This window comes from Streptomyces sp. NPDC056160 (genome assembly GCF_042268205.1).
GTDB lineage: Bacteria > Actinomycetota > Actinomycetes > Streptomycetales > Streptomycetaceae > Streptomyces.
The window spans coordinates 15525-35451 of record NZ_JBHJUW010000088.1 but is presented as its reverse complement, the minus strand read 5'-3'; the positions used below and the strand labels follow the sequence as shown (position 1 = coordinate 35451).

Genomic DNA, 19927 nt, shown 5'->3' with positions numbered 1-19927 from the left:
AGTCAATCCCCAGCTTGTGTGAGTCTCATCTCTTGGCGGGGGTGGTGGGGTGTTTTATTTTTTTTACGCGCGCGGGCGCCGGGGGGGGCCTCCCGCCCCCCCGCCCCCCCGCCCACGGACCGGCTAGTACGTCAGGCCGTACCCGATCGGGTACAGCACCTTCGCCGGATCGTCCGCCCGCTGCACCGGCACCGGCAGCCTGCCGCGCGGGCGCACCCGGCCGGCGATCACCCGGGCGGCGGCGCGCAGTTCCACGTCCGTCCAGGAGTACGACGCCAGGCACGCCGCTACGGACGGGAGCTGGGCGACGTCGTAGGGGTTGCGGACGGCGAGCGCGACCACCGGCCGCCCGGTCGCCGTGAGCCGCTCCACCAGCGTGCGCTGCGCGCTGTCCGCCGTGACGTTGTACGTCGCGACCACCACCGCGTCCGCCTCCCGCGCCGCCGCGACCGCCTTGTCGGTCACGGCCGGGGAGGGAGCGGTGCCGGTGGACAGGGCGGTGGCGGTGAAGCCCAGCTCGGTGAGGGCGGCGGCCAGGACCCCGGTGGGCGGGCCGGTGGTGCCCGAGGGCGAGGCCGGGTCGGCGCCCACCACGAGGACCCTGCGGTGGCTGCGGCGCGACAGCGGCAGCAGCCGGCCCTTGTTGACCAGCAGCGTTGTCGTCCGCTCGGCGATACCGTCGGCTGCCGCCAGGTGCTCGCGGGTGCCGACCCGGTGCGCCACCTGGTGCTCGAAGACGTACGGGTCGTCGAGCAGGCCCCTGCGCGCCTTCATCCGCAGAATGCGCAGGATCGATTCGTCTAGCCGGGCCTCGGTCAGCTCGCCGCCGCGCACGGCGTCCAGGACCGCGTGCCAGGCGACGCTCAGATCGGGCGGGTTGAGCAGCTGGTCCACGCCGGCCTTCAGCGCGAGCACGGGCACCCGGTCGTCACCGTACTTGGTGCGCACCCCCTGCATGCCGAGCGAGTCGGTGATGACCACCCCGTCGTAGCCCAGCTCGCCGCGCAGGATGCCGGTGAGGATGGGGTGGGAGAGCGTGGCCGGGTCGCCGGAGTCGTCGAGCGCGGGGAACTGGATGTGCGCCGTCATGATCGAGTCGGTCCCGGCCCTGATCGCCGCCCGGAACGGCACGGCGTCCAGCTTCTCCCACACCTCCCGGCTGTGCGTGATGACCGGGAAGCCGTAGTGGCTGTCCACGGCCGTGTCGCCGTGACCGGGGAAGTGCTTGGCCGTCGCCGCGACCCGGGAGCCCTGATACCCCCTCACCTCGGCCGCCACCAAGCGGGCCACCGCGTCCGGGTCGGCGCCGAAGGAGCGCACGCCGATGACCGGGTTGGCCGGGTTGACGTTGACGTCGGCGTCGGGCGAGTAGTCCTGGTTGATGCCCATCGCCCGCAGCTCGGCGCCGGAGATCCGGCCGAGGGTGCGGGCGTCGGAGACGGAACCCGAGGCACCGACGGCCATCGCGCCCGGGAAGAGCGTGGCGGGCTTGCCGACCCGGCAGACGATGCCGTGCTCCTGGTCGGTGGCGACCAGCACGGGCAGGCCGCGCGGCTGCTGGAGGGAGGCCCGCTGGATGCCGTTGGACAGGGCCGCGATCTGCTGCGGGTCGCGGGTGTTGTGGGCCCAGGTGAAGTAGATGATGCCGCCGACACGGTAGGTGGCGATCAGCTCGGCGGCGGTGCGGACGCCGATCTCCTTGAGGTTGGCGTCGATGTCGGCCTGGTCGGGTTCGGTGGCCGAGTGGCCGTAGACCCGCATCACGAACAGCTGCCCGACCTTCTCCTCGAGGGTCATCCGGGAGACGAGCGCGTGCAGCCGCCGCTCGTCGGGGCGGGCGGCGGCCTGCGCGCTGCCGGTGCCTGCGACGGCGAGGGCGGCGGTGAGGGTGGCGGTGGCGGCGAGGACGCTGCGTCTGGAGGGGCGTGTGGGCTCGTGCACGTGCGCTCCTTCCGGAGGGGTTCCGCTGAAGGAAACTTCCGAGGAGTCACCAATATCCGGGAAGTTTCTGCCAGTCAAGGGACCGCACGCGCCCGGACGTCGGGCCGCGAGGACGCCGGCCGGGCTCAGGCGGCCGTGCGCGAGGGGTGCGCCGATGCCGCGGGCCAGTGCTCCCGCAGCGTGCGCACCGTCTCCGCGATCGCCGGCCGACGGGCCGCCCCCGCGCGCCACAGCGCGTACAGATGCCGTACGGGCACGGGGTCCAGCGGGACTTCGACGACCCCCTCGGGCAGCGGGCCGCGCCCCAGACGGGGGATCAGCGCCACGCCGAGCCCTGCGGCGACCAGCGCGACCAGCGTCGGGTTCTCGTCGGCCTGATGGACGACGTCCGGCTCGTGCCCGGCGGCGCGCAGCGTGCGCAGCAGCCAGTCGTGGCACACCCGCCCGGGCGGCTGGCAGATCCACCGCTCGCCGCCCAGCTCCGAGCGCCGCACCGCGGCCCGCCCCGCGAACGGGTGCCCGGCCGGCACCAGCAGGTCGCACAGGTCGTCGCCGATGGCCGCCTGCTCCACCCCGGCCGGCGCGGGCAGCGGCGCGATGTCCCAGTCGTGCGCGACCGCGAGATCGACGGCGCCCTTGGCGACCAGGTCCACCGACAGGTGCGGGTCGACCTCATTGAGCCGGGCGTCCAGCGCCGGGTGCCGCCGGGCCAGGTCGGCCAGCACGCCCGGCAGCAGCCCGCGCGCCGCCGAGGCGAACGCCGCGACGGTCAGCCGCCCGGCCGGCACCCCGCGCCGCTCCTCCAGCTCGGTCTCGGCCCGCTCCACGATCGCCAGCAACTCACGAGCTGCGTCCACCAGTTGGTGCGCCTCGTCGGTGAGTCGCACGCCGCGGCCCTCGCGCTCCAGGAGTACGGTCCTGGTCTCCCGTTCCAGCTTGGCGATCTGCTGCGACACCGCGGAGGAGGTGTAGCCGAGCGCGGTGGCCGCCGCGCCGACGGTCCCGTGCACGGACACGGCGTGCAGGGCGCGCAGTCGCTGGAGATCGAGCACGGTTCCTCCGAGGGCCGGGGTGGGCGCCCGGCGAATGATTAGCGTTGCTGCATCCAACAGTGCATCAATCATCGCTGGTGCTGCACGGTCGGTACGAGTGATCCTCGACGCATGCGACCACCCCACGTCCTCCTCGCCGTCCTCGTCGCCGCCGTATGGGGCGTCAACTTCACCGTCATCGAGGTCGGCCTCGGCCACTTCCCGCCCCTGCTGTTCTCGGCCCTGCGCTTCCTCGCCGCCGCCCTGCCCGCCGTCTTCCTCGTCGGCCGGCCCAAGGTGGCCTGGAAGTGGATCGTGGCGGTGGGACTGGTCCTCGGGGTCGCCAAGTTCGGCCTGCTGTTCGTGGGCATGGACCACGGGATGCCGGCCGGGCTCTCCTCACTGGTGCTCCAGATCCAGGCGGTGTTCACGGCCCTGTTCGCCTTCGCGGCACTCGGCGAGCGCCCCACCCGGCTGCGGCTGACGGGCATGGCGGTGGCGCTCGCCGGGATCGTGGTCGCCGCCGTGGACGAAGGCACCACCGGCCCGCTGGGCGCCTTCGCCCTGGTCATCGTCGCGGCTGCCTGCTGGGGCGCCTCCAACGTCCTGACCCGCAAGGCGGCCCCGCCGGACGCCCTGAACTTCATGGTCTGGGTGAGCACCGTCCCGGTGCTGCCGCTCCTCGGCCTCTCCCTGCTCACCGAGGGCCCCTCCCGCGACCTGGCCGCCCTGCGCGGCCTGGACTGGCAGGGCGCGGGCACGGTCCTCTACGTCGCCTGGGTCACCACGGTCTTCGGCTTCGGCGCCTGGGGCCTGCTGCTGCGCCACCACCCCGCCTCCACCGTCGCCCCCTTCTCCCTCCTGGTCCCGGTGTTCGGCATGTCCGCGGCGGCCCTCTTCCTGCACGAGTCGGTGAGCACCCTGCGCTGGTGCGCGGCGGCACTGCTGGTGGGCGGCGTGGCCCTGACGTCCCTGGCCCCCGCGAGGACCCGCGCCGAGCCCCCCGCGCCGGGGCCGGTCCCCACCCCCGTGCACGACCGCGTCCCGGTCCCTGCCCGGCAGCCGGACTGAACCCGGCGTACCGGCCCACCGGCGGCCCGGCCGAAATGGGGTCGACGCCGCCGGGCCCGTGCGCCAGACTCCCCGCGTGACATTTACCATGGAGGGCCCGGTCCTGGAGGGCGGGCTCGTACGCCTGGAACCGCTGGAGCACCGGCACGCCGCCGACCTCGCGGTGGCGGCGGAGGAGGACCGGGATTCGTACGCCTTCACGTGGGTGCCCCGGGCCCACGAGACCGAGGCCTACATCGACGCCCAGCTCGCCCGCGCGGCCACCGGCTGCCTCGCCCCCTACGCGCAGGTCTCCCTCGCCACCGGACGGGCGGTCGGCGCCACCTCGTACTGGGAACCGCGTTCCTGGCTCGCGCAGGACCGGCTGGACGCCGTCGAGGTCGGCTTCACCTGGCTCGCCCGCTCCGCCCAGGGCACCGGGATCAACACCGAGGCCAAGTACCTGCTCTTCCGGCACGCCTTCGAGACGTGGCGGGTCTTTCGCGTCGACCTGAAGACCGACGCCCGCAACCGCCGTTCACGCGCGGCGATCGAGGGCGTCGGCGCGCGTTTCGAGGGCGTCCTGCGCAACTGGTCCCGCTCCTGGGCACCCGGCGAGGACGGCCGCCTGCGCGACTCCGCGATCTACTCGATCACGGCCGGCGAGTGGCCCGAGCGCCGCGCGGCGCTGGAGGCACGGGTGCGCGGGGCGGCCGAGCGGGCGGGACGGGCACGCCGGGAGGGCCCGCAGGAGCGCCCTACGCCGACTCGTTGAGCAGCCGGTCCAGGTACTCCCTCCCCGGGCCGAGCAGTCGGGGCAGCGGCTCGGCCGCCTCGTACCACCGCTTCTCGTACTCCCAGCACAGCCACCCGTCCCAGCCAGCACGGGCGAGGACCTCCACACACTCGGCGAGGGGCAGGACACCGGCGCCCAGCGCCAGCGGCGTGGTGTCCTCGGCCGAGGCGATGTCCTTGACCTGCACGTACCCGAGGTGCGGGGCGAGGGCCGCGTACGTCTGCGAGGGCTGCTCACCGCCCAGCCAGGTGTGCATCACGTCCCACAGCGCCCCCGCCTGCCCGTGGCCGACCGGACCGAGGACGCGGATCGCGTCGGCGCCGGTGCGGTGCGAGTCGTGGGTCTCCAGCAGGACACGGACGCCGAGCGCGGCGGCGTCCTCGGCGGCCACGCCCAGGCGCCGGGCGGCGGTGGAGTCGGACTCCTCGCGGGGGCGGCCGGCGTCGGCACCGGGGAAGACCCGGACGAACGGGGCGCCCAGATCGTGCGCCAGGCGCAGCAGCCCGCGGATCTCGTCCAGGACGGGTGCGTCGTCGCCCGGCGCGGCGAGGCGCGCGTACCCGGCCACGCCCAGCACCTCGACCCCGGCCGCCTCGAACTGGGCGGCGGTCTCGGCCCGTTCGGCGGGGGAGAGGCCGGGATGCACCGGTTCCTCGGGGTGCGCGCGCAGTTCGACGCCGTGGTAGCCGTGCGCGGTCGCGAGCGCCAGGACCTCCGGGATGGGCAGGCCGGGGACACCGAGAGTGGAGAACGCGAGCTTCATGGGCACGGACCCTACCCGCCGCCCGCACGGACCACACGGAACCGGTGTCCAGGAGAGGCAGGAGCCGCAGCAGTCCGTGCGCCGCAGCAGCACCGGCTCGGCCGCCTGTCCGCGCAGGGCGCACGGCCGCGTCGTCCGGATCGGCCGCGAGGCGTCACGGCGTCTGTCGTCCGGTTCGGTCGCGAGGTGTCACGGCGTCTGTCGTCCGGTTCGGTCGCGAGGTGTCACGGCGTCTGTCGTCCGGTTCGGTCGCGAGGTGTCACGGCGTCTGCTCGCCCGCCGCGGGACCGCCTTCGCCGACGCCCGCCACCCGGGCGACCTGGCCGCCACCCGGGCGACCCGGCCGCCGACCGCGGCCTGAACGCCCCGGCGACCCCGTGCGGTCGGAGCGCCTAGAGTTGCGAAGCCCCTCCGTCGACGGGGAACTCGCTCCCCGTCGAGAAGGTCGCACCGAACGCCAGGTACGCCACCGCGGCGGCCACCTCCTCCGACCTCCCCAGCCGCTGCATCGGGTTGGTGCTCCGGTAGGTGTCCTTCATCGTCTCGGCGACATCGGCGGGCAGGGAGCGGTCCAGGATGCCCGTGTCGATCGGACCGGGGCTCACGGCGTTCACGCGCACCTTGCGTGGCAGCAGTTCGCGGGCCAGGGTGCGCGTCATCGACCGCAGGGCCGCCTTGCTCGCCGAGTAGACACTGAGCGCGTCGAGGCCCAGGACGTTCACCACCGACGTGGTGAGGACCACGCCGCTGCCCTCGCGCAACAGCGGCGCCACAGCCTGCACCGTGAAGTAGGCGCCCTTGGTGTTGATGCCGAACAGCGCGTCGTACATCTCCTCCGTCGTCGAGTCGAACGACGCGGACGCGGTGGCACCGGCGTTGACGAACAACGCGTCCACCGCGCCGAACCGCTCCCGGACCGTGCCGGCCAGCGCCTTGATGTCCTCCATGGACGCGGCGTCGCTGCGGACGGCCACCGCCTTGTCCCCCAACTGCTCCAGTGCGGCGTCCAGGGTGGACCGGGTGCGGCCGGTGATCAGCACGTGCGCCCCACCGTCCGCGAACAACCGGGCCGCGGCCAGGCCGATGCCGCTGCTCCCGCCCGTGATCACGATCTTCTTGCCGTCGTAAGTGGTCATGCCCCCAAGCCAAATATCCACCCGCACTCCCTGTCCAAGACCTGTTCCGTATGCCGCCATGCCCCGGGCGTATGACGACAGGCGACGTACCCTGAGCGAATGGACGTCGATCTGCGGCTCGTGCGCTATTTCACGGTCGTGGCGGAGCACGGCAACTTCGGCCGGGCCGCCACCAGGTTGCACCTGGCGCAGCCGTCCCTGAGCCGCCAGATCCAGCGACTGGAGGCTCAGCTCGGGGTCCGGCTCTTCGACCGCTCGCCGCAGGGCAGCAGCCTCACCGACGCCGGCCAGGCATTCCTCCCCAGGGCCCGGACACTGCTCCACGAGGCCGAGCAAGCCGCTCGCACGGCCCGAGCCGCCGTCCACCCCCGTGCCGTCACCGTCGGCTGCGCCGAAGGACTGGTCATCACCGCCTGTGTGCAGGAACTGCGCCGCCGGCACCCCGACAGCCAGGTCCGCACCCGGCACGTCGACTGGCGGGACCCGCGCGCCCTCGCCGAGGGGCGGGTCGACGCCCTCGTCGCGTACAGGCCCCTGCCCTTCCCCACGGACGGCTACCGGGTGACCAAGCTCCATGAGGAAGCGCGGGTGCTCGTCACGTCGGCGAGTCACCATCTGGCGCACGAGGAAGCCGTCAGCCTGCGGGCTCTGTCGGACGAGGAACTGGTGCCCTGCGTCAGCACTCCGGTCGTCTGGGGCACGCCCAAGCCGGTCGGCGACCGCCCGGCACCACCCCCGCCCGCGATCGACGACAGCTACGAGGACAAGCTGGAACTCATCGCCACCGGCCACTGTGTCGCGATCTTCCCTGCCGGCGATCGGCGCGCCGCCGTGCGCGAGGACATCGCCCTGGTGCCCGTCCTCGACATCGACCCCTGCGAGGTCGTGCTCGTCACGCGCGCCGACGACCCCAACCCGCTGCTCGGCTCACTGGAAGGCGTCGCACGCACCTTCCTCGGCACACCCGTACACCGCCCCGCGGTACGGACGCGCCCTAGCCCTGCTCGGCGGGCCGGAACACGTTGAGCTGCGTCCCGGTCTTCGCGGTCTCCGACGACACCAGCTGCCACGTCCGCTTCACCCCGTCCGTGGGGAAGATCGACTTGCCGCCGCCGAGGAGCACCGGCATGACGGCGAGCCGCAACTCGTCCACCAGGCCCGCGCCCAGCAGCGCCCGCACCAGCGTGGGGCTGCCCATCATCGCCAGGTCGCCGCCGCCGGCCGCCCGTAGTTCCCGCACCTTCCCGAGCGCCTCGGCGCCCGGCACGCGTACGGTGTTCTCCCAGGTCAGCGCGGAGTCGTCGAGGGTGTCCGAAACGACGTACTTGCGCAGCGAGTTGAGCCGGTCGGCGAAGGGGTCACCGGCCCGTTCGGGCCAGGCCGCGGCCATCGTCAGGTAGGTGCGGCGGCCGTAGAGCAGCGCCTCGGCCTGCTCCAGGCCGGCTGCGAACGCCCCGCCGAGCACCTCGGGGTCGAAGAAGGGGTGCGACCAGCCGCCGTGCGCGAAGCCGCCGTCGGTGTCCTCCTGCGGACCTCCGGGCGCCTGCACGACTCCGTCGAGGCTGATGAACTCGGTGACGACGACACGCATGGGGATGCCTTCCGTTTCCTGGCCGATCGGTACGGGAGTGGAGACCGCGGGCGGCTCCCGAACTCATCGGTGCCCGCCCCGGCTCTCGAACCCGAACCCGAGATCGATCCGGACCCGAACCCGAGATCGGACCCGAACCCGAGCCCGGTCGGGCCGGCCCGAGCCCGGTCGGGCCCCATCCCGCGCCCGAACCCGAACCGTACGACAGCGCCCGAATCCGAACCGTATGACAGCACCTGCACCCGAACCGTACGACAGCGCCCGACTCCGCACCCGCCCCGTACGACACCCTCCGGACCGCGACAGCCCCCGGCCGCGCCCACCACCGTCCGGAAGGACGCCCCCGCCCTCACCCCCGAGGCACCCCCGTGGACCCCCGCACCATCAGTTCCCCGCGCACCGTGGCGATCCCGCCGGGCGGGGGCTCCTCGCGGGCCATGGCGATGCGGCCCGCCCGGGCGCCGGCCTCGGCGAGCGGCAGGCGGACCGTCGTCAGGGACGGTACGGCGTCGACGCCGAAGGGCAGGTCGTCGAAGCCCGCCACCGAGACGTCCTCGGGGATGCGCAGCCCGGACTCGCGCAGCGCCGCGCAGGCGCCCAGGGCCACGGAGTCGTTGGCGGCGACGACCGCCGTGAGCGCGGGGTCGCGGCGCAGCAGTTCCAGGGTGGCCTCGTAACCGGACCGGCGGTCGAAACGGCCGTGCACGGTCCGGCGCGGGTCGTCCTCGATGCCGGCCGCCGTCAGCGCCGCGCGGTGGCCTTCGAGGCGGTGGCGGGTGGTGGTGCGCTCCTGCGGGCCCGCGATGTAGCCGAGCCGCCGGTGCCCCAGCGCCGTCAGGTGCTCGGTCAGGCGGCGGGCGCCACCGCGGTTGTCGAAGGTCAGGGCGACCGCCTCGGTGTCCGGCACGGGCGGCCGTCCGCACAGCACCACCCGGGTTCCGGCCTCCGCCAGTCGGCGCAGCTTCGCCGCGACCGCCGCGGCGTGCGGCGCGTTCTCGGCCGCGCCGCCGGTGAGCACGACAGCCGCCGCCCGCTGCCGCTGGAGCAGGGTCAGGTAGGTCAGCTCGCGCTCGGGGGAGCCGCCGGTGTTGCAGACCACCGCCAGCCGTTCGCCGCCGGCCCGGCCTCCCGGGCCGCCGATCTCCGACTGGATGGCGCTCGCCATGATTCCGAAGAAGGGGTCGGCGATGTCGTTCACCAGGATGCCGACCAGGTCGGAGGTGGCGGCGGCGAGCGCGCTGGCGGGACCGTTGAGCACGTAGTCCAGCTCGTCGACGGCCTTCAGGACCCGCTCGCGGGTGGCGGTGGCCACCGGGTAGTTCCCGTTCAGCACGCGCGACACCGTCGCGGGCGAGACCTGGGCGCGGGCCGCCACGTCCGCCAGGGTCACCGTCATCTCGTCGTCCTCCGGTCGCGCGTCTCTCGTCGTACGTGGTCAGGCACCGTCCGCGCGCCTGCCGCGGGGCCGTGGTGCCGTGCAGACCTTACGGCCGCTCGCCTCTTCGTCCGCCCGCTCGAACACCACGATGTTCGCCCGCTCGAACAACACGATCCGCGCCCGCTCTTGTCCGGACCGCTGTTCAGAGGCTAGCTTCTCCTGGAATAGAAAGCGCTTGCTGCCGGTGTTCGCTGTTCGCCGACGGCCGTACGAAGGGACCGGAACCGACGTGACACGCAAGACGGTGCGCATCGCCATGAACGGCGTGACCGGACGCATGGGCTACCGCCAGCACCTGGTCCGCTCGATCCTCGCCCTGCGCGAGCAGGGCGGACTCGACCTCGGCGACGGCACCGTGCTGTGGCCGGAACCCGTCCTCGTCGGCCGGCGCGAGCACGCGCTGAAGGCGCTTGCCGAGCGGCACGGCCTGGAGCACGTCTCCACCGACCTGGACGCCGTCCTCGCCGACCCGGCCGTGGACATCTACTTCGACGCCCAGGTCACCTCCGCCCGCGAGGAGGCGATCAGGAAGGCGATCGCCGCCGGCAAGCACGTCTACACCGAGAAGCCCACCGCGACCGGCCTCGACGGCGCCCTCGAACTGGCCCGCCTCGCCCAGGCGAAGGGCGTCAAGCACGGCGTCGTCCAGGACAAGATCTTCCTGCCGGGCCTGCTGAAGCTGAAGCGGCTCATCGACGGCGGCTTCTTCGGCCGCATCCTGTCCGTGCGCGGCGAGTTCGGCTACTGGGTCTTCGAGGGCGACTGGCAGGACGCCCAGCGCCCCTCCTGGAACTACCGCGCCGAGGACGGCGGCGGCATCGTCGTCGACATGTTCCCGCACTGGGAGTACGTGCTGCACGAACTGTTCGGCCGCGTCACCTCCGTCCAGGCCCTCACCGCCACCCACATCCCCCAGCGCTGGGACGAGAACGGCGAGCCCTACGACGCCACCGCCGACGACGCCGCCTACGGCATCTTCGAACTCGACGGCGGTGCGATCGCCCAGATCAACTCCTCCTGGGCCGTGCGCGTCCACCGCGACGAACTCGTCGAGTTCCAGGTCGACGGCACGGAGGGCTCCGCCGTCGCGGGCCTGCGCCGCTGCCGCGCCCAGCACCGCTCCGCCACCCCCAAGCCGGTCTGGAACCCCGACATCCCCGCCACCGAGGCCTTCCGCGACCAGTGGCAGGAGGTGCCGGACAACACCGACTTCGACAACGGCTTCAAGGCCCAGTGGGAGCTGTTCCTGCGCCACGTGTACGCCGACGCCCCCTACCACTGGGACCTGCTCGCCGGCGCCCGCGGCGTCCAGCTCGCCGAACTGGGCCTGAAGTCCTCGGCCGAGGGCCGCCGCATCGACGTACCGGAGATCCGGCTGTGACCATCCACCTGCCGGACGCGGGCGGCACGCTGCGGGCCTACGAGCCCCGCACCGAACCCTTCGCCGCCGCCGCGGGCACCCCCTTCACCTCCCGCACCGTCTTCTCCGCCGCCCACGTCGTCGCCGACCCGTTCGCCGACGTGTCGCCCGACTCGCCCGCCGCCGTCGACTGGGACGCCACCCTCGCCTTCCGCCGCCACCTGTGGTCCCACGGGCTGGGCGTCGCCGAGGCCATGGACACCGCGCAGCGCGGCATGGGCCTGGACTGGGCGGGTGCGGCCGAGCTGATCCGCAGGTCGGCCGCGGAGGCGCGGTCGGTGGGCGGCAGGATCGCCTGCGGTGTCGGCACCGACCAGATCACCGGCGGCTCCCTCGCGGGCATCCGCGCGGCCTACGAGGAACAGCTCGCCGTCGTCGAGGAGTCCGGCGCCCAGGCCATCCTCATGGCCTCCCGCGCCCTCGCCGCCACCGCGCGGGGCCCGGAGGACTACCTGGGGGTCTACGGCCACCTGCTGCGCCAGGCCGCCGAGCCGGTCGTCCTGCACTGGCTCGGCCCCATGTTCGACCCGGCGCTGGAGGGCTACTGGGGCTCGTCCGACCTGGACGCGGCGACACAGGTGTTCCTGGACGTCATCGCCGCCCACCCCGACAAGGTCGACGGCGTCAAGATCTCCCTGCTGGACGCCCGGCGCGAGGTCGACCTGCGCCGCCGCCTCCCGCGAGGCGTGCGCTGCTACACCGGCGACGACTTCAACTACCCCGAGCTGATCGCCGGCGACGAGCAGGGCTTCAGCCACGCCCTGCTCGGCATCTTCGACCCGCTGGGCCCGCTGGCCGCCGAGGCGGTGCGCCTCCTGGACACCGGGGACACGGCCGGCTTCCGCGCCCTGCTCGACCCCACCGTCGAACTCTCCCGCCACCTCTTCCAGGCCCCCACCCGCTTCTACAAGACCGGTGTGGTCCTGCTCGCGTGGCTGGCCGGGCACCAGTCGCACTTCACGATGGTCGGTGGCCTGCAGTCGGCCCGCTCCCTGCCCCACCTGGCCCGCGCCTACGAACTCGCCGACCGGCTCGGCCTGTTCCCCGACTCCGAGCTGGCGGAGGAACGCATGAGGACACTGCTCGCGCTGCACGGGGTGAACCGGTGAACGATCTCGACCTGACGCGTTTCAGCATCAACCAGATGACGGTCAGGCAGCTGTCCCTGCCCGAACTGACCGAGGCCTGCCGCGACATCGGCATCGGCAACGTCGGCCTGTGGCGCGAACCCGTCCAGGCGTTCGGCGTCGAGGCAGCGGCCGAACTGGTCCGTGCCGCGGGCCTGACCGTGACCACCCTGTGCCGGGGCGGCTTCCTCACGGCGACCGACCCGGACGAGCGCGCACGGGCCCTGGCCGACAACCGCCGCGCCGTCGACGAGGCAGCCGCCCTCGGCACCGACACCCTGGTCCTGGTCTCGGGGGGCCTCCCGGCCGGCTCGAAGGACCTGCACGGAGCCCGGGAACGCATCGCGGACGCGCTCGCGGAACTGGGGCCGTACGCGGAGCAGCACGGCGTACGCCTGGCCATCGAGCCGCTGCACCCCATGTTCGCCTCGGACCGCTGCGTGGTCTCCACCCTCACGCAGGCCCTGGACCTGGCCGAACGCTTCCCCGCCCGCCAGGTCGGCGTCACGGTCGACACGTACCACATCTGGTGGGACGACCGGGCCCCCGCCGAGATCGCCCGCGCGGGCGCGTCCGGCCGCCTCCACTCCTTCCAGCTCGCCGACTGGACGACGCCCCTCCCGGAGGGCGTGCTCAACGGCCGCGGCCAGCTCGGCGACGGAGCGGTCGACATGCGCGAGTGGAAGGGGTACGCGCAGGCGGCCGGCTACACCGGCGCCATCGAGGTCGAACTGTTCAACGACGCCCTGTGGGCGCGCGACGGCCGCGAGGTACTGGCCGAAACCGCGGCGCGGTTCGCGGAACATGTGATGCCATGACCGTATGACGCCGACGCGAGCATCCCTGGGTCCGCTCGAACTGACGGCCGGTGGCTGGGCGGTGGGGGACACCGGCCGGCCGGACGGCCACTGGCTGGAGTTGCGGCCGGAGGGCTTGCACCAGCACGAGCCCGGCGGCCCGGGGCAGACGGTCGACTGGTCCCGGGTCATGCCGGGCGTGCGGCTCACGCTGGGCGGCAAGAACCCGGCCCGGGGGCAGTACGGCGTCGCCCAGCTCCTCGCCGGCCTGCCCGGCCCCTGGCGGCGGCACGGCAGCGGCTACCTGCACCTGACGCTGCGCCATCCGTACGAGAACTGGGTGGGCCGCTTCAGCCGCCACCCCCGCCCCTACCCCGGCGCGGGCCTCGTCCTCTTCCAGGAACTGACCGAGCGGGTCACCGACACCGAACAGGCCCACCTGCTCGGCGACCCGGAGTGGCTGGGCCGTGTGGTGGCACGCCTGGCGGGCCAGAGCCTGCGGGGGCGCCACGCGGCCCAGGACGCGGTGACGCGCGCCCTGGAGCCGGAGAAGTAGCCCGCGCGCCACCCCGGGGGGAAGGAGAACCAGCCCCGAAGGAAACCCGCGAAGAAAATCCCAGAAGAAAATCACGGAGCCGGTGCAACCCTTCCGGCCCCAAGCGTGTCGTATCTCTCGTCGGAACCCGCGGAGGGGGCCCGGGGAGACCCGGGAAGGCTCCGGGGGGAGCCACGGGGTTCCGGCGCAGGAGGGGAAGAGCCGAGGGGGCCGGGTCGACGACCGGGCCCCCTCGAAGCTGTCCGCCCCCACCGGGGCTGCTGAAAGCCAGGTTTCCTAGAAGAACACCCCGCACCGCAGCAGCACGTTCGCGTACGGCCGCGCCTCCCCGGTCCGTACGACCAGACGGGCGCCCGCCGACAACTCCTTCAGCCGCTCGTGCGGGACGAGGACGAGGCCCGGGAAGTGGCCGTCCAGCAGGGCGGCCGCCGCCGGATTGGCCGCACGCACCTCGGCCGCCGCCGTCGCGCCCTCGACCACCAGCTCGGCCAGCAGCCCCTCCAGCACCTCGGCGAAGGACGGCACCCCGGCGCGGAACGCCAGGTCCACCACGCGCGGCCCGGCCGGTATCGGCATGCCCGCGTCGCACACCAGCACCTCGTCGGTGTGCCCCAACTCGGCCAGGGCGCCGGCCAGATACCGGTTCAGGATGCCCGCCTTCTTCACAGGGCGTCGACCTCCGCCGCCGTCGGGTACGACTCCTGCGCGCCCCGCTTCGTCACGGCCGCCGCGCCCACCCGCGCCGCGTACGCCGCCGCCTCCCGCAGCGACGCGCCCGCGCCGAGCCGCCAGGCCAGCGCCGCGGTGAACGCGTCGCCCGCACCCGTCGTGTCCACGGCGTCCACCTTCACGGACGGCACCCGGGCCACCCCCTCGGCGGACGCCACCAGCGCGCCCTCGCCGCCCAGGGTGACCACCACGGAGCGCGGGCCGCGCGCGAGCAGAGCCCGCGCCCAGTCCTCCGGGTCGTCACCGGCGTCCGCGCCGCCCAGGATGACCTTCGCCTCGTGCTCGTTGACGATCAGCGGGTCGCATGCGTCGAGGAGTTCCTGCGGCAGCGGACGCGGCGGCGACGGGTTGAGGACGAACCGGCTCCCCTCGGCCAGGTGCCGCACGGCCTCCACGACCGTCTCCAGCGGGACCTCCAACTGCGCGGAGACCACCCGGGAGGCCCCGAGGAGACCGGCCGCGCCGCGCACGTCCTCGGGGGTCAGCCGGCCGTTGGCACCCGGCGAGACCACGATGGAGTTGTCCCCGGAGGGGTCCACCGTGATCAGCGCGACACCGGTCGGCGCGCCGCCGACCAGCACGCCCGCCGGGTCGACCCCGGCCGCCCGCTGCGCGTCGAGCAGCAGCCGCCCGTGCGCGTCGTCGCCGACCCGGGCCAGCAGGGCGGTGCGGGCCCCGAGGCGGGCGGCGGCCACCGCCTGGTTGGCGCCCTTGCCGCCGGGGTGGACGGCCAGGTCGGAGCCGAGCACCGTCTCCCCGGCCGCGGGCCGCCGCTCGACGCCGATCACCAGGTCGGCGTTGGCCGACCCCACGACCAGCAGGTCGTAGTCGTACATGCGCAGTGTCTCCTTACGGGAACGGGTCGCGGGTCAGCCGCTGAACCCGGCCACGTTCTCCTTCGTTACCACCTTGACCGGCACCTTCACCATCGGCGCGACCTTCTTGCCCTGCACCGCCTTGAGCGCGTTGTCCACGGCGATCCGGCCCAGCTGGCTCGGCTGCTGCGCGACCGATGCGTACAGCGTGCCGTTCTTGACGGCACTCAGGCCGTCCGGGGTGCCGTCGAAGCCGACGACCTGCACCGACTTGCCGGCCTTCGAGCCGAGCGCCTTGACCGCGCCGAGCGCCATCTCGTCGTTGGCGGCGATCACGCCCTGCACGTCGGGGTGGGCCTGGAGCAGGTTCGACATCACGTCGAGGCCCTTGGTGCGGTCGAAGTCGGCGGGCTGCTGGGCGAGCACCTGGATGCCCGGGTAGGCCTTGAGGCCCTGGGCGAAACCGGCGGCGCGCTCACGGGCGGCGGAGGTGCCCGCCTGCCCCTGGAGGATCACGATCCTGCCGTGGCCGCCCAGCTTCTCGGCGACGGTCTTGGCGGCCAGTTCGCCGCCCGCCACGTTGTCGGAGGCGACCAGCGCGTCCGTCTTCGCGTTGTTGACCCCGCGGTCCACGGCGATGACCGGGATCTTCGCCTTGCCGGCGGCCTTCACGGAGTTGCTGGCCGCGTCCGAGTCCACCGGGTTGACGATGATCGCGCCGAGGCTGGAACTGGTGAAGTTCTGCAACTGGTTGGCCTGCTGCGAGGCGTCGTTCTGCGCGTCGGTGACGGTCAGGTCCAGGCCCAGCTTCTTCGCCTCGGCCTGCGCACCGGACTTGATCTGCACGAAGAACGGGTTGTTGAGCGTGGACAGCGACAGCCCCATCTTGGGGGTCGTGGAAGCCGACCCGGTGTGCAGCAGGGAGGTGGCGGCCACCAGGGCCACGGTCACCACGGCCGCGAGCCCGTAGGTCGCCGCCTGCTTGCCCTTGCCGCCGCCGCTGCCGGTGCCTGCGGCCTGCGGGGTCGCCCCCGCCTTGCGGCGCACGGTGTCCAGGAGCACCGCCAGCGCGATCACGACACCGATGACGACCTGCTGCCAGAACGCGGACACGGACAGCAGGTTGAGGCCGTTCCTGAGCACCGCGAGGATCAGCGCGCCGATCAGCGTGCCCGACGCCTTGCCGGTGCCGCCCGCCAGCGAGGCGCCGCCGATGACGACCGCCGCGATCGCGTCCAGCTCGTAGCCGTTGGCGGCCTGCGGCTGGGCGGAGGACAGCCGGGCGGCGAGCACGATGCCCGCGGCGGCGGCGAACAGACCCGAAAGCGCGTAGATCGCGAGCTTCTGCCGCTTCACCCGCAGACCCGAAAGCCGGGCCGCCTCCTCGTTGCCGCCGATCGCGTACATCGAACGCCCGATGTACGTGCGCCCCAGCACGAACGCCGTGATCAGACCCATGACGACCATGACGAGGACGGGCACGGGGAGCCAGCCGCCGAGCGTGTCGCCCAGGTGCGAGACCGAGTCCGGCAGGGCGATCGGGGAGCCCTGCGAGATGACCAGCGACAGACCGCGGCCCACCGACAGCATGGCCAGCGTCGCGATGAACGGCGGCAGCTTGCCGTAGGAGATCAGGAAACCGTTGACCAGGCCCGCCGCGATGCCCGTGGCGATGGCGAGGATCACCGCGAGGACCACCGGCACCCCGTGCGAGGTGGCGCTCCACGCGAGCACGGTCGCCGACAGGGCCGCCACCGAGCCGACCGACAGGTCGATGCCGGCCGCGACGATGACGAAGGTGACACCGAAGGCCAGGATGGCGGTGACCGCCGCCTGGACGCCGATGTTCAGCAGGTTGTCCGTCGTCAGGAAGTCACCGGAGAGCGCGGACAGCGCGATGACGAGGACGATCAGCGCGGTCAGCGCGCCGTTGTCGAGCAGCAGGCGGCGCAGGCCGCCGGAGGCGCCACCCGCGCCCGCCTTGCTCTTGAGCGTGTCAGTGGCCACGGGAGGCCTCCACTTCGTTCGTCGAGTTCGTAGGAGTGCTGACGGCGAGCGCCATCACGGCGTCCTGGGTGGCCCGGTCGGCCGGGAGTTCCCCGGCTATCCGGCCCTGGGCCATCACCAGCACCCGGTCGCTCATGCCGAGCACCTCGGGCAGGTCGCTGGAGATCATCAGGACGGCGGCGCCGGCGGCCGTCAGTTCGTTGATGAGCTGGTAGATCTCGACCTTGGCGCCGACGTCGATGCCGCGTGTCGGCTCGTCGAGGATGAGGACCTTGGTGTCCGCGAGCAGCCACTTGCCGATGACGACCTTCTGCTGGTTGCCGCCGGACAGGGTCCGCACGTGCTGCCCGAGGCCGGCCATCCGCACGCCGAGCTGCCCGGCGATCCGCTCCGCGGCGGAGTGCTGTCCCTTGAGGTCGACGAGCCCCGCGCGGGACGTCGACCGCAGGGTGACCAGGCCGAGGTTCTCCTCGACGGAGGCGTCCAGGACGAGCCCCTGCCCCTTGCGGTCCTCGGGAACGAGCCCGATCCCGGCCGCCATGGCGGCGTTCACGTCGTGCCGCCGCAGCCGGGCGCCCGCGACGCGGACGTCGCCCTCGTCGTAAGGGTCCGCGCCGAACACGGCCCGCACGACCTCCGTACGCCCGGCGCCGACCAGCCCCGCGATGCCGACGACCTCACCGGCGTGCACCTCGAAGCTGACGTCGTGGAAGACACCGTCCCGGGTGAGTCCGTCCACGGCGAGCAGCGGCTCGCCGCGCTCGGTCCGCTCCCGCGGGTACTGCTGCTCGATGGAGCGCCCCACCATGAGCCGGACGAGTTCGTCCTCGGGCGTGGAGGCGGGCACCTGGCCCACGCTCCGCCCGTCCCGGATGACCGTGACCCGGTCGCCCAGGGCGGCGATCTCCTCCAGGTGGTGCGTGATGAACACGATCCCGACGCCGTCGGCCCGCAGCGCCCGCACGATCGAGAACAGCTTCTCGACCTCCTCGGACGTCAGTACGGCCGTCGGCTCGTCCATGATCAGCACGCGGGCGTCCAGGCTCAGCGCCTTGGCGATCTCCACCATCTGGAGCCGGGCGATGCCGAGGTCCCGCACACGCGCGCGGGGCGACACGTACACCCCGACCCGCTCCAGCAGGGCGGCGGCCTCGGCCTCCATCCGCTTGCGGTCGATCATCCCGAAGCGGCGCGGCTGCCGGCCCAGGAAGATGTTCTCCGCGACCGTCAGGTCGGGTACGAGGTTGAACTCCTGGTAGATCGTGGCGATCCCGAGCCGCTCGGAGTCCTGCGCACCATGGATGCGCACCTCCTCGCCGCCGGCCAGGATCCGCCCGGCGTCGGGGGTGTAGGCACCGGAGAGCATCTTGATGAGCGTGCTCTTTCCGGCGCCGTTCTCACCGAGCAGCACGTGCACCTCGCCCCGGCGCAGGTCGAAGTCGACGCTGTCCAGCGCCACCACGCCCGGGAAGGTCTTCCGGATGCCCTCGATGCGCAGCAACTCCTCCGGGTCGCTCACGGCATGCTCCTGTTCGTTGCGAAGGACTTGGGGTCGGGGCCGGGTTCGGCCGGGGCGGGCGCATGGCCGGCGGGCGCCGGGGCGGATACCCGGCCGGCGGCCGCACCGTTCGCCTCCCCGCACGAGCGGCGGACGACGAGACGGGCGGGCAGGGTCACCGACTCCGGCCCCCGGCCCTCGATGCGGTCCACGAGCGCCCGTACGGCGGCCCGCCCCAGCTCGCCCGTGGGCTGGGCGACGGCGGTGATCGGCGGATCGGTGTGCACGAACCACGGGATGTCGTCGAACGCCGCCAGCGCGATGTCGTCCGGCACCCGCAGCCCGCGCGCCCGGATCGCGTCCAGCGCGCCCAGCGCCATCAGGTTGTCGGCTGCGAAGACCACCTCGGGCGGCTCGGGCAGGTCGAGGAACCCCTCGGTGACCCGCCGCCCGCTCTCGGCCTGGAAGTCGCCCTGCCCGGTGTAGGCCTCGGGCAGGGCGAGCCCGTAGGCGGCCAGCGCCTCGCGGAACGCCTGCACACGCTCACTGCCGGTCGTGGTGGCCGCGGGCCCCGCGATGATCGCGAGCCGGCGGTGCCCGAGCGCGTAGAGGTGCGCGACGAGATCCCGCACCGCCTGCTGCCCGTCAGCCCGCACCACGGGCACGTCGACGCCCTTGATCCACCGGTCCACGAACACCATCGGCGTCCCCGCGCGCACCGCGTCCAGCATCAGCGGGGAGCCGCCGTCGGTGGGGGAGACGAGCAGGCCGTCGATCCGCCGGTCCAGCAGTGTGCGTACGTGGTGGTCCTGGAGGTCGGGCCGCTCGTCCGCGTTCCCGATGATCACGCTGTAACCGAGCGCACGGGCCTCCTCCTCGACGGAACGGGCCAGCTCGGTGAAGTACGGGTTGAGCACGTCGCTGATGACCAGCCCCAGGGTGCGGGTCTGGTCCGTGCGCAGCGAACGGGCGACGGCGTTCGGCCGGTAGCCCAGCGCCTCGACGGCGGCCAGCACGCGTGCGCGTGCCTCGGCACTGACCGACGGATGGTCGTTCAGGACACGCGAGACCGTGGCGACGGACACGCCCGCCCCGGCAGCAACGTCCTTGATGCTCGCCATCGCCGCTCCACCTCCTCGTGGAATCGATTACACGAGGGATTGGAATCGATTACACGGGCTGTGACAAGGGTGCGTTACTGAATCGTGATGGTGAGGTGCGGCGCCTGCCGG

Annotated in this window: 18 protein-coding genes; 7 read left to right on the top strand and 11 right to left on the bottom strand. The window is 73.2% G+C overall.

Annotated elements, in window-relative coordinates; all coding sequences use genetic code 11:
- Positions 1-123 precede the first annotated feature (123 nt).
- Both ACFC02_RS27795 and ACFC02_RS27790 read right to left on the bottom strand, forming a co-directional pair.
- Positions 124-1941, bottom strand: a complete 1818-nt coding sequence (locus tag ACFC02_RS27795; RefSeq protein ID WP_376362764.1) for a glycoside hydrolase family 3 protein — start codon at positions 1939-1941, stop codon at positions 124-126.
- A gap of 125 nt (positions 1942-2066) precedes the next feature.
- Positions 2067-2993, bottom strand: a complete 927-nt coding sequence (locus ACFC02_RS27790) for a LysR family transcriptional regulator (RefSeq protein WP_376362761.1) — start codon at positions 2991-2993, stop codon at positions 2067-2069.
- A 111-nt stretch (positions 2994-3104) separates the two neighbouring features.
- Between ACFC02_RS27790 and ACFC02_RS27785 the strand changes: the two genes are divergently transcribed.
- Positions 3105-4043, top strand: a complete 939-nt coding sequence (locus ACFC02_RS27785; RefSeq protein WP_376362758.1) for an EamA family transporter — start codon at positions 3105-3107, stop codon at positions 4041-4043.
- A 76-nt stretch (positions 4044-4119) separates the two neighbouring features.
- Complete coding sequence (locus tag ACFC02_RS27780) at positions 4120-4797, top strand: GNAT family N-acetyltransferase (protein ID WP_376362755.1); 678 nt, start codon at positions 4120-4122, stop codon at positions 4795-4797.
- Here the strand turns inward: ACFC02_RS27780 and ACFC02_RS27775 are convergent.
- Positions 4781-5581, bottom strand: coding sequence for a sugar phosphate isomerase/epimerase family protein (locus ACFC02_RS27775; RefSeq protein WP_376362752.1), 801 nt, complete (start codon positions 5579-5581; stop codon positions 4781-4783). The genes ACFC02_RS27780 and ACFC02_RS27775 overlap by 17 nt on opposite strands.
- 392 nt (positions 5582-5973) lie before the next feature.
- On the bottom strand, positions 5974-6717 hold the full coding sequence (locus ACFC02_RS27770; RefSeq protein WP_376362749.1) for an SDR family oxidoreductase: 744 nt from the start codon (positions 6715-6717) through the stop codon (positions 5974-5976).
- A 99-nt stretch (positions 6718-6816) separates the two neighbouring features.
- On the opposite strand from ACFC02_RS27770, the gene ACFC02_RS27765 reads away from it, so the two are divergent.
- Positions 6817-7743: a LysR family transcriptional regulator gene (locus ACFC02_RS27765; protein ID WP_376362745.1), complete on the top strand. Its 927-nt coding sequence runs from the start codon at positions 6817-6819 to the stop codon at positions 7741-7743.
- On the opposite strand, the gene ACFC02_RS27760 is transcribed toward ACFC02_RS27765, so the two are convergent.
- Together ACFC02_RS27760 and ACFC02_RS27755 are read right to left on the bottom strand one after the other, a co-directional pair.
- A complete protein-coding gene (locus ACFC02_RS27760; protein WP_376362742.1) occupies positions 7712-8308 on the bottom strand; it encodes a dihydrofolate reductase family protein in 597 nt (198 codons plus the stop codon). The two genes, ACFC02_RS27765 and ACFC02_RS27760, sit on opposite strands and share 32 nt — an antisense overlap.
- Positions 8309-8657: 349 nt before the next feature.
- Positions 8658-9704, bottom strand: a complete 1047-nt coding sequence (locus tag ACFC02_RS27755) for a LacI family DNA-binding transcriptional regulator (protein WP_360976997.1) — start codon at positions 9702-9704, stop codon at positions 8658-8660.
- 271 nt (positions 9705-9975) lie between these two features.
- Here ACFC02_RS27755 and ACFC02_RS27750 point away from each other — a divergent pair, with 271 nt between their 5' ends.
- Genes ACFC02_RS27750 through ACFC02_RS27735 form a run of 4 tightly spaced genes read left to right on the top strand, consistent with a single transcriptional unit; the run spans position 9976 to position 13646 of the window.
- The gene (locus ACFC02_RS27750; RefSeq protein WP_376362739.1) at positions 9976-11127 is read left to right on the top strand and encodes a Gfo/Idh/MocA family protein; all 1152 of its coding nucleotides are present in this window, start codon (positions 9976-9978) and stop codon (positions 11125-11127) included.
- Positions 11124-12275, top strand: coding sequence for a dihydrodipicolinate synthase family protein (locus tag ACFC02_RS27745; RefSeq protein WP_376362737.1), 1152 nt, complete (start codon positions 11124-11126; stop codon positions 12273-12275). The genes ACFC02_RS27750 and ACFC02_RS27745 overlap by 4 nt, the downstream gene beginning before the upstream one ends.
- 35 nt (positions 12276-12310) lie before the next feature.
- A complete protein-coding gene (locus ACFC02_RS27740) occupies positions 12311-13111 on the top strand; it encodes a sugar phosphate isomerase/epimerase family protein (RefSeq protein WP_376362767.1) in 801 nt (266 codons plus the stop codon).
- Positions 13112-13115: 4 nt separating this feature from the next.
- Entirely contained in the window at positions 13116-13646 is a 531-nt protein-coding gene (locus ACFC02_RS27735; RefSeq protein WP_376362734.1) for a hypothetical protein, read from the top strand.
- Between the two features lie 276 nt (positions 13647-13922).
- On the opposite strand, the gene rbsD is transcribed toward ACFC02_RS27735, so the two are convergent.
- From rbsD to ACFC02_RS27710, 5 genes are read right to left on the bottom strand one after another with little or no spacing between them, the layout of a single operon-like run.
- Complete coding sequence (gene rbsD, locus ACFC02_RS27730) at positions 13923-14312, bottom strand: D-ribose pyranase (protein ID WP_376362731.1); 390 nt, start codon at positions 14310-14312, stop codon at positions 13923-13925.
- Complete coding sequence (locus ACFC02_RS27725) at positions 14309-15211, bottom strand: ribokinase (protein ID WP_376362728.1); 903 nt, start codon at positions 15209-15211, stop codon at positions 14309-14311. Before ACFC02_RS27725 ends, rbsD begins: the two co-directional genes overlap by 4 nt.
- Positions 15212-15244: 33 nt before the next feature.
- Positions 15245-17197 carry a substrate-binding domain-containing protein gene (locus tag ACFC02_RS27720; RefSeq protein ID WP_376362725.1) on the bottom strand — a complete coding sequence of 651 codons (1953 nt, stop codon included), beginning with the start codon at positions 17195-17197 and terminating at the stop codon, positions 15245-15247.
- A complete protein-coding gene (locus ACFC02_RS27715; RefSeq protein WP_376362722.1) occupies positions 17187-18716 on the bottom strand; it encodes a sugar ABC transporter ATP-binding protein in 1530 nt (509 codons plus the stop codon). The genes ACFC02_RS27720 and ACFC02_RS27715 overlap by 11 nt, the downstream gene beginning before the upstream one ends.
- On the bottom strand, positions 18713-19816 hold the full coding sequence (locus ACFC02_RS27710; RefSeq protein WP_376362719.1) for a LacI family DNA-binding transcriptional regulator: 1104 nt from the start codon (positions 19814-19816) through the stop codon (positions 18713-18715). Before ACFC02_RS27710 ends, ACFC02_RS27715 begins: the two co-directional genes overlap by 4 nt.
- Positions 19817-19927: the final 111 nt, after the last annotated feature.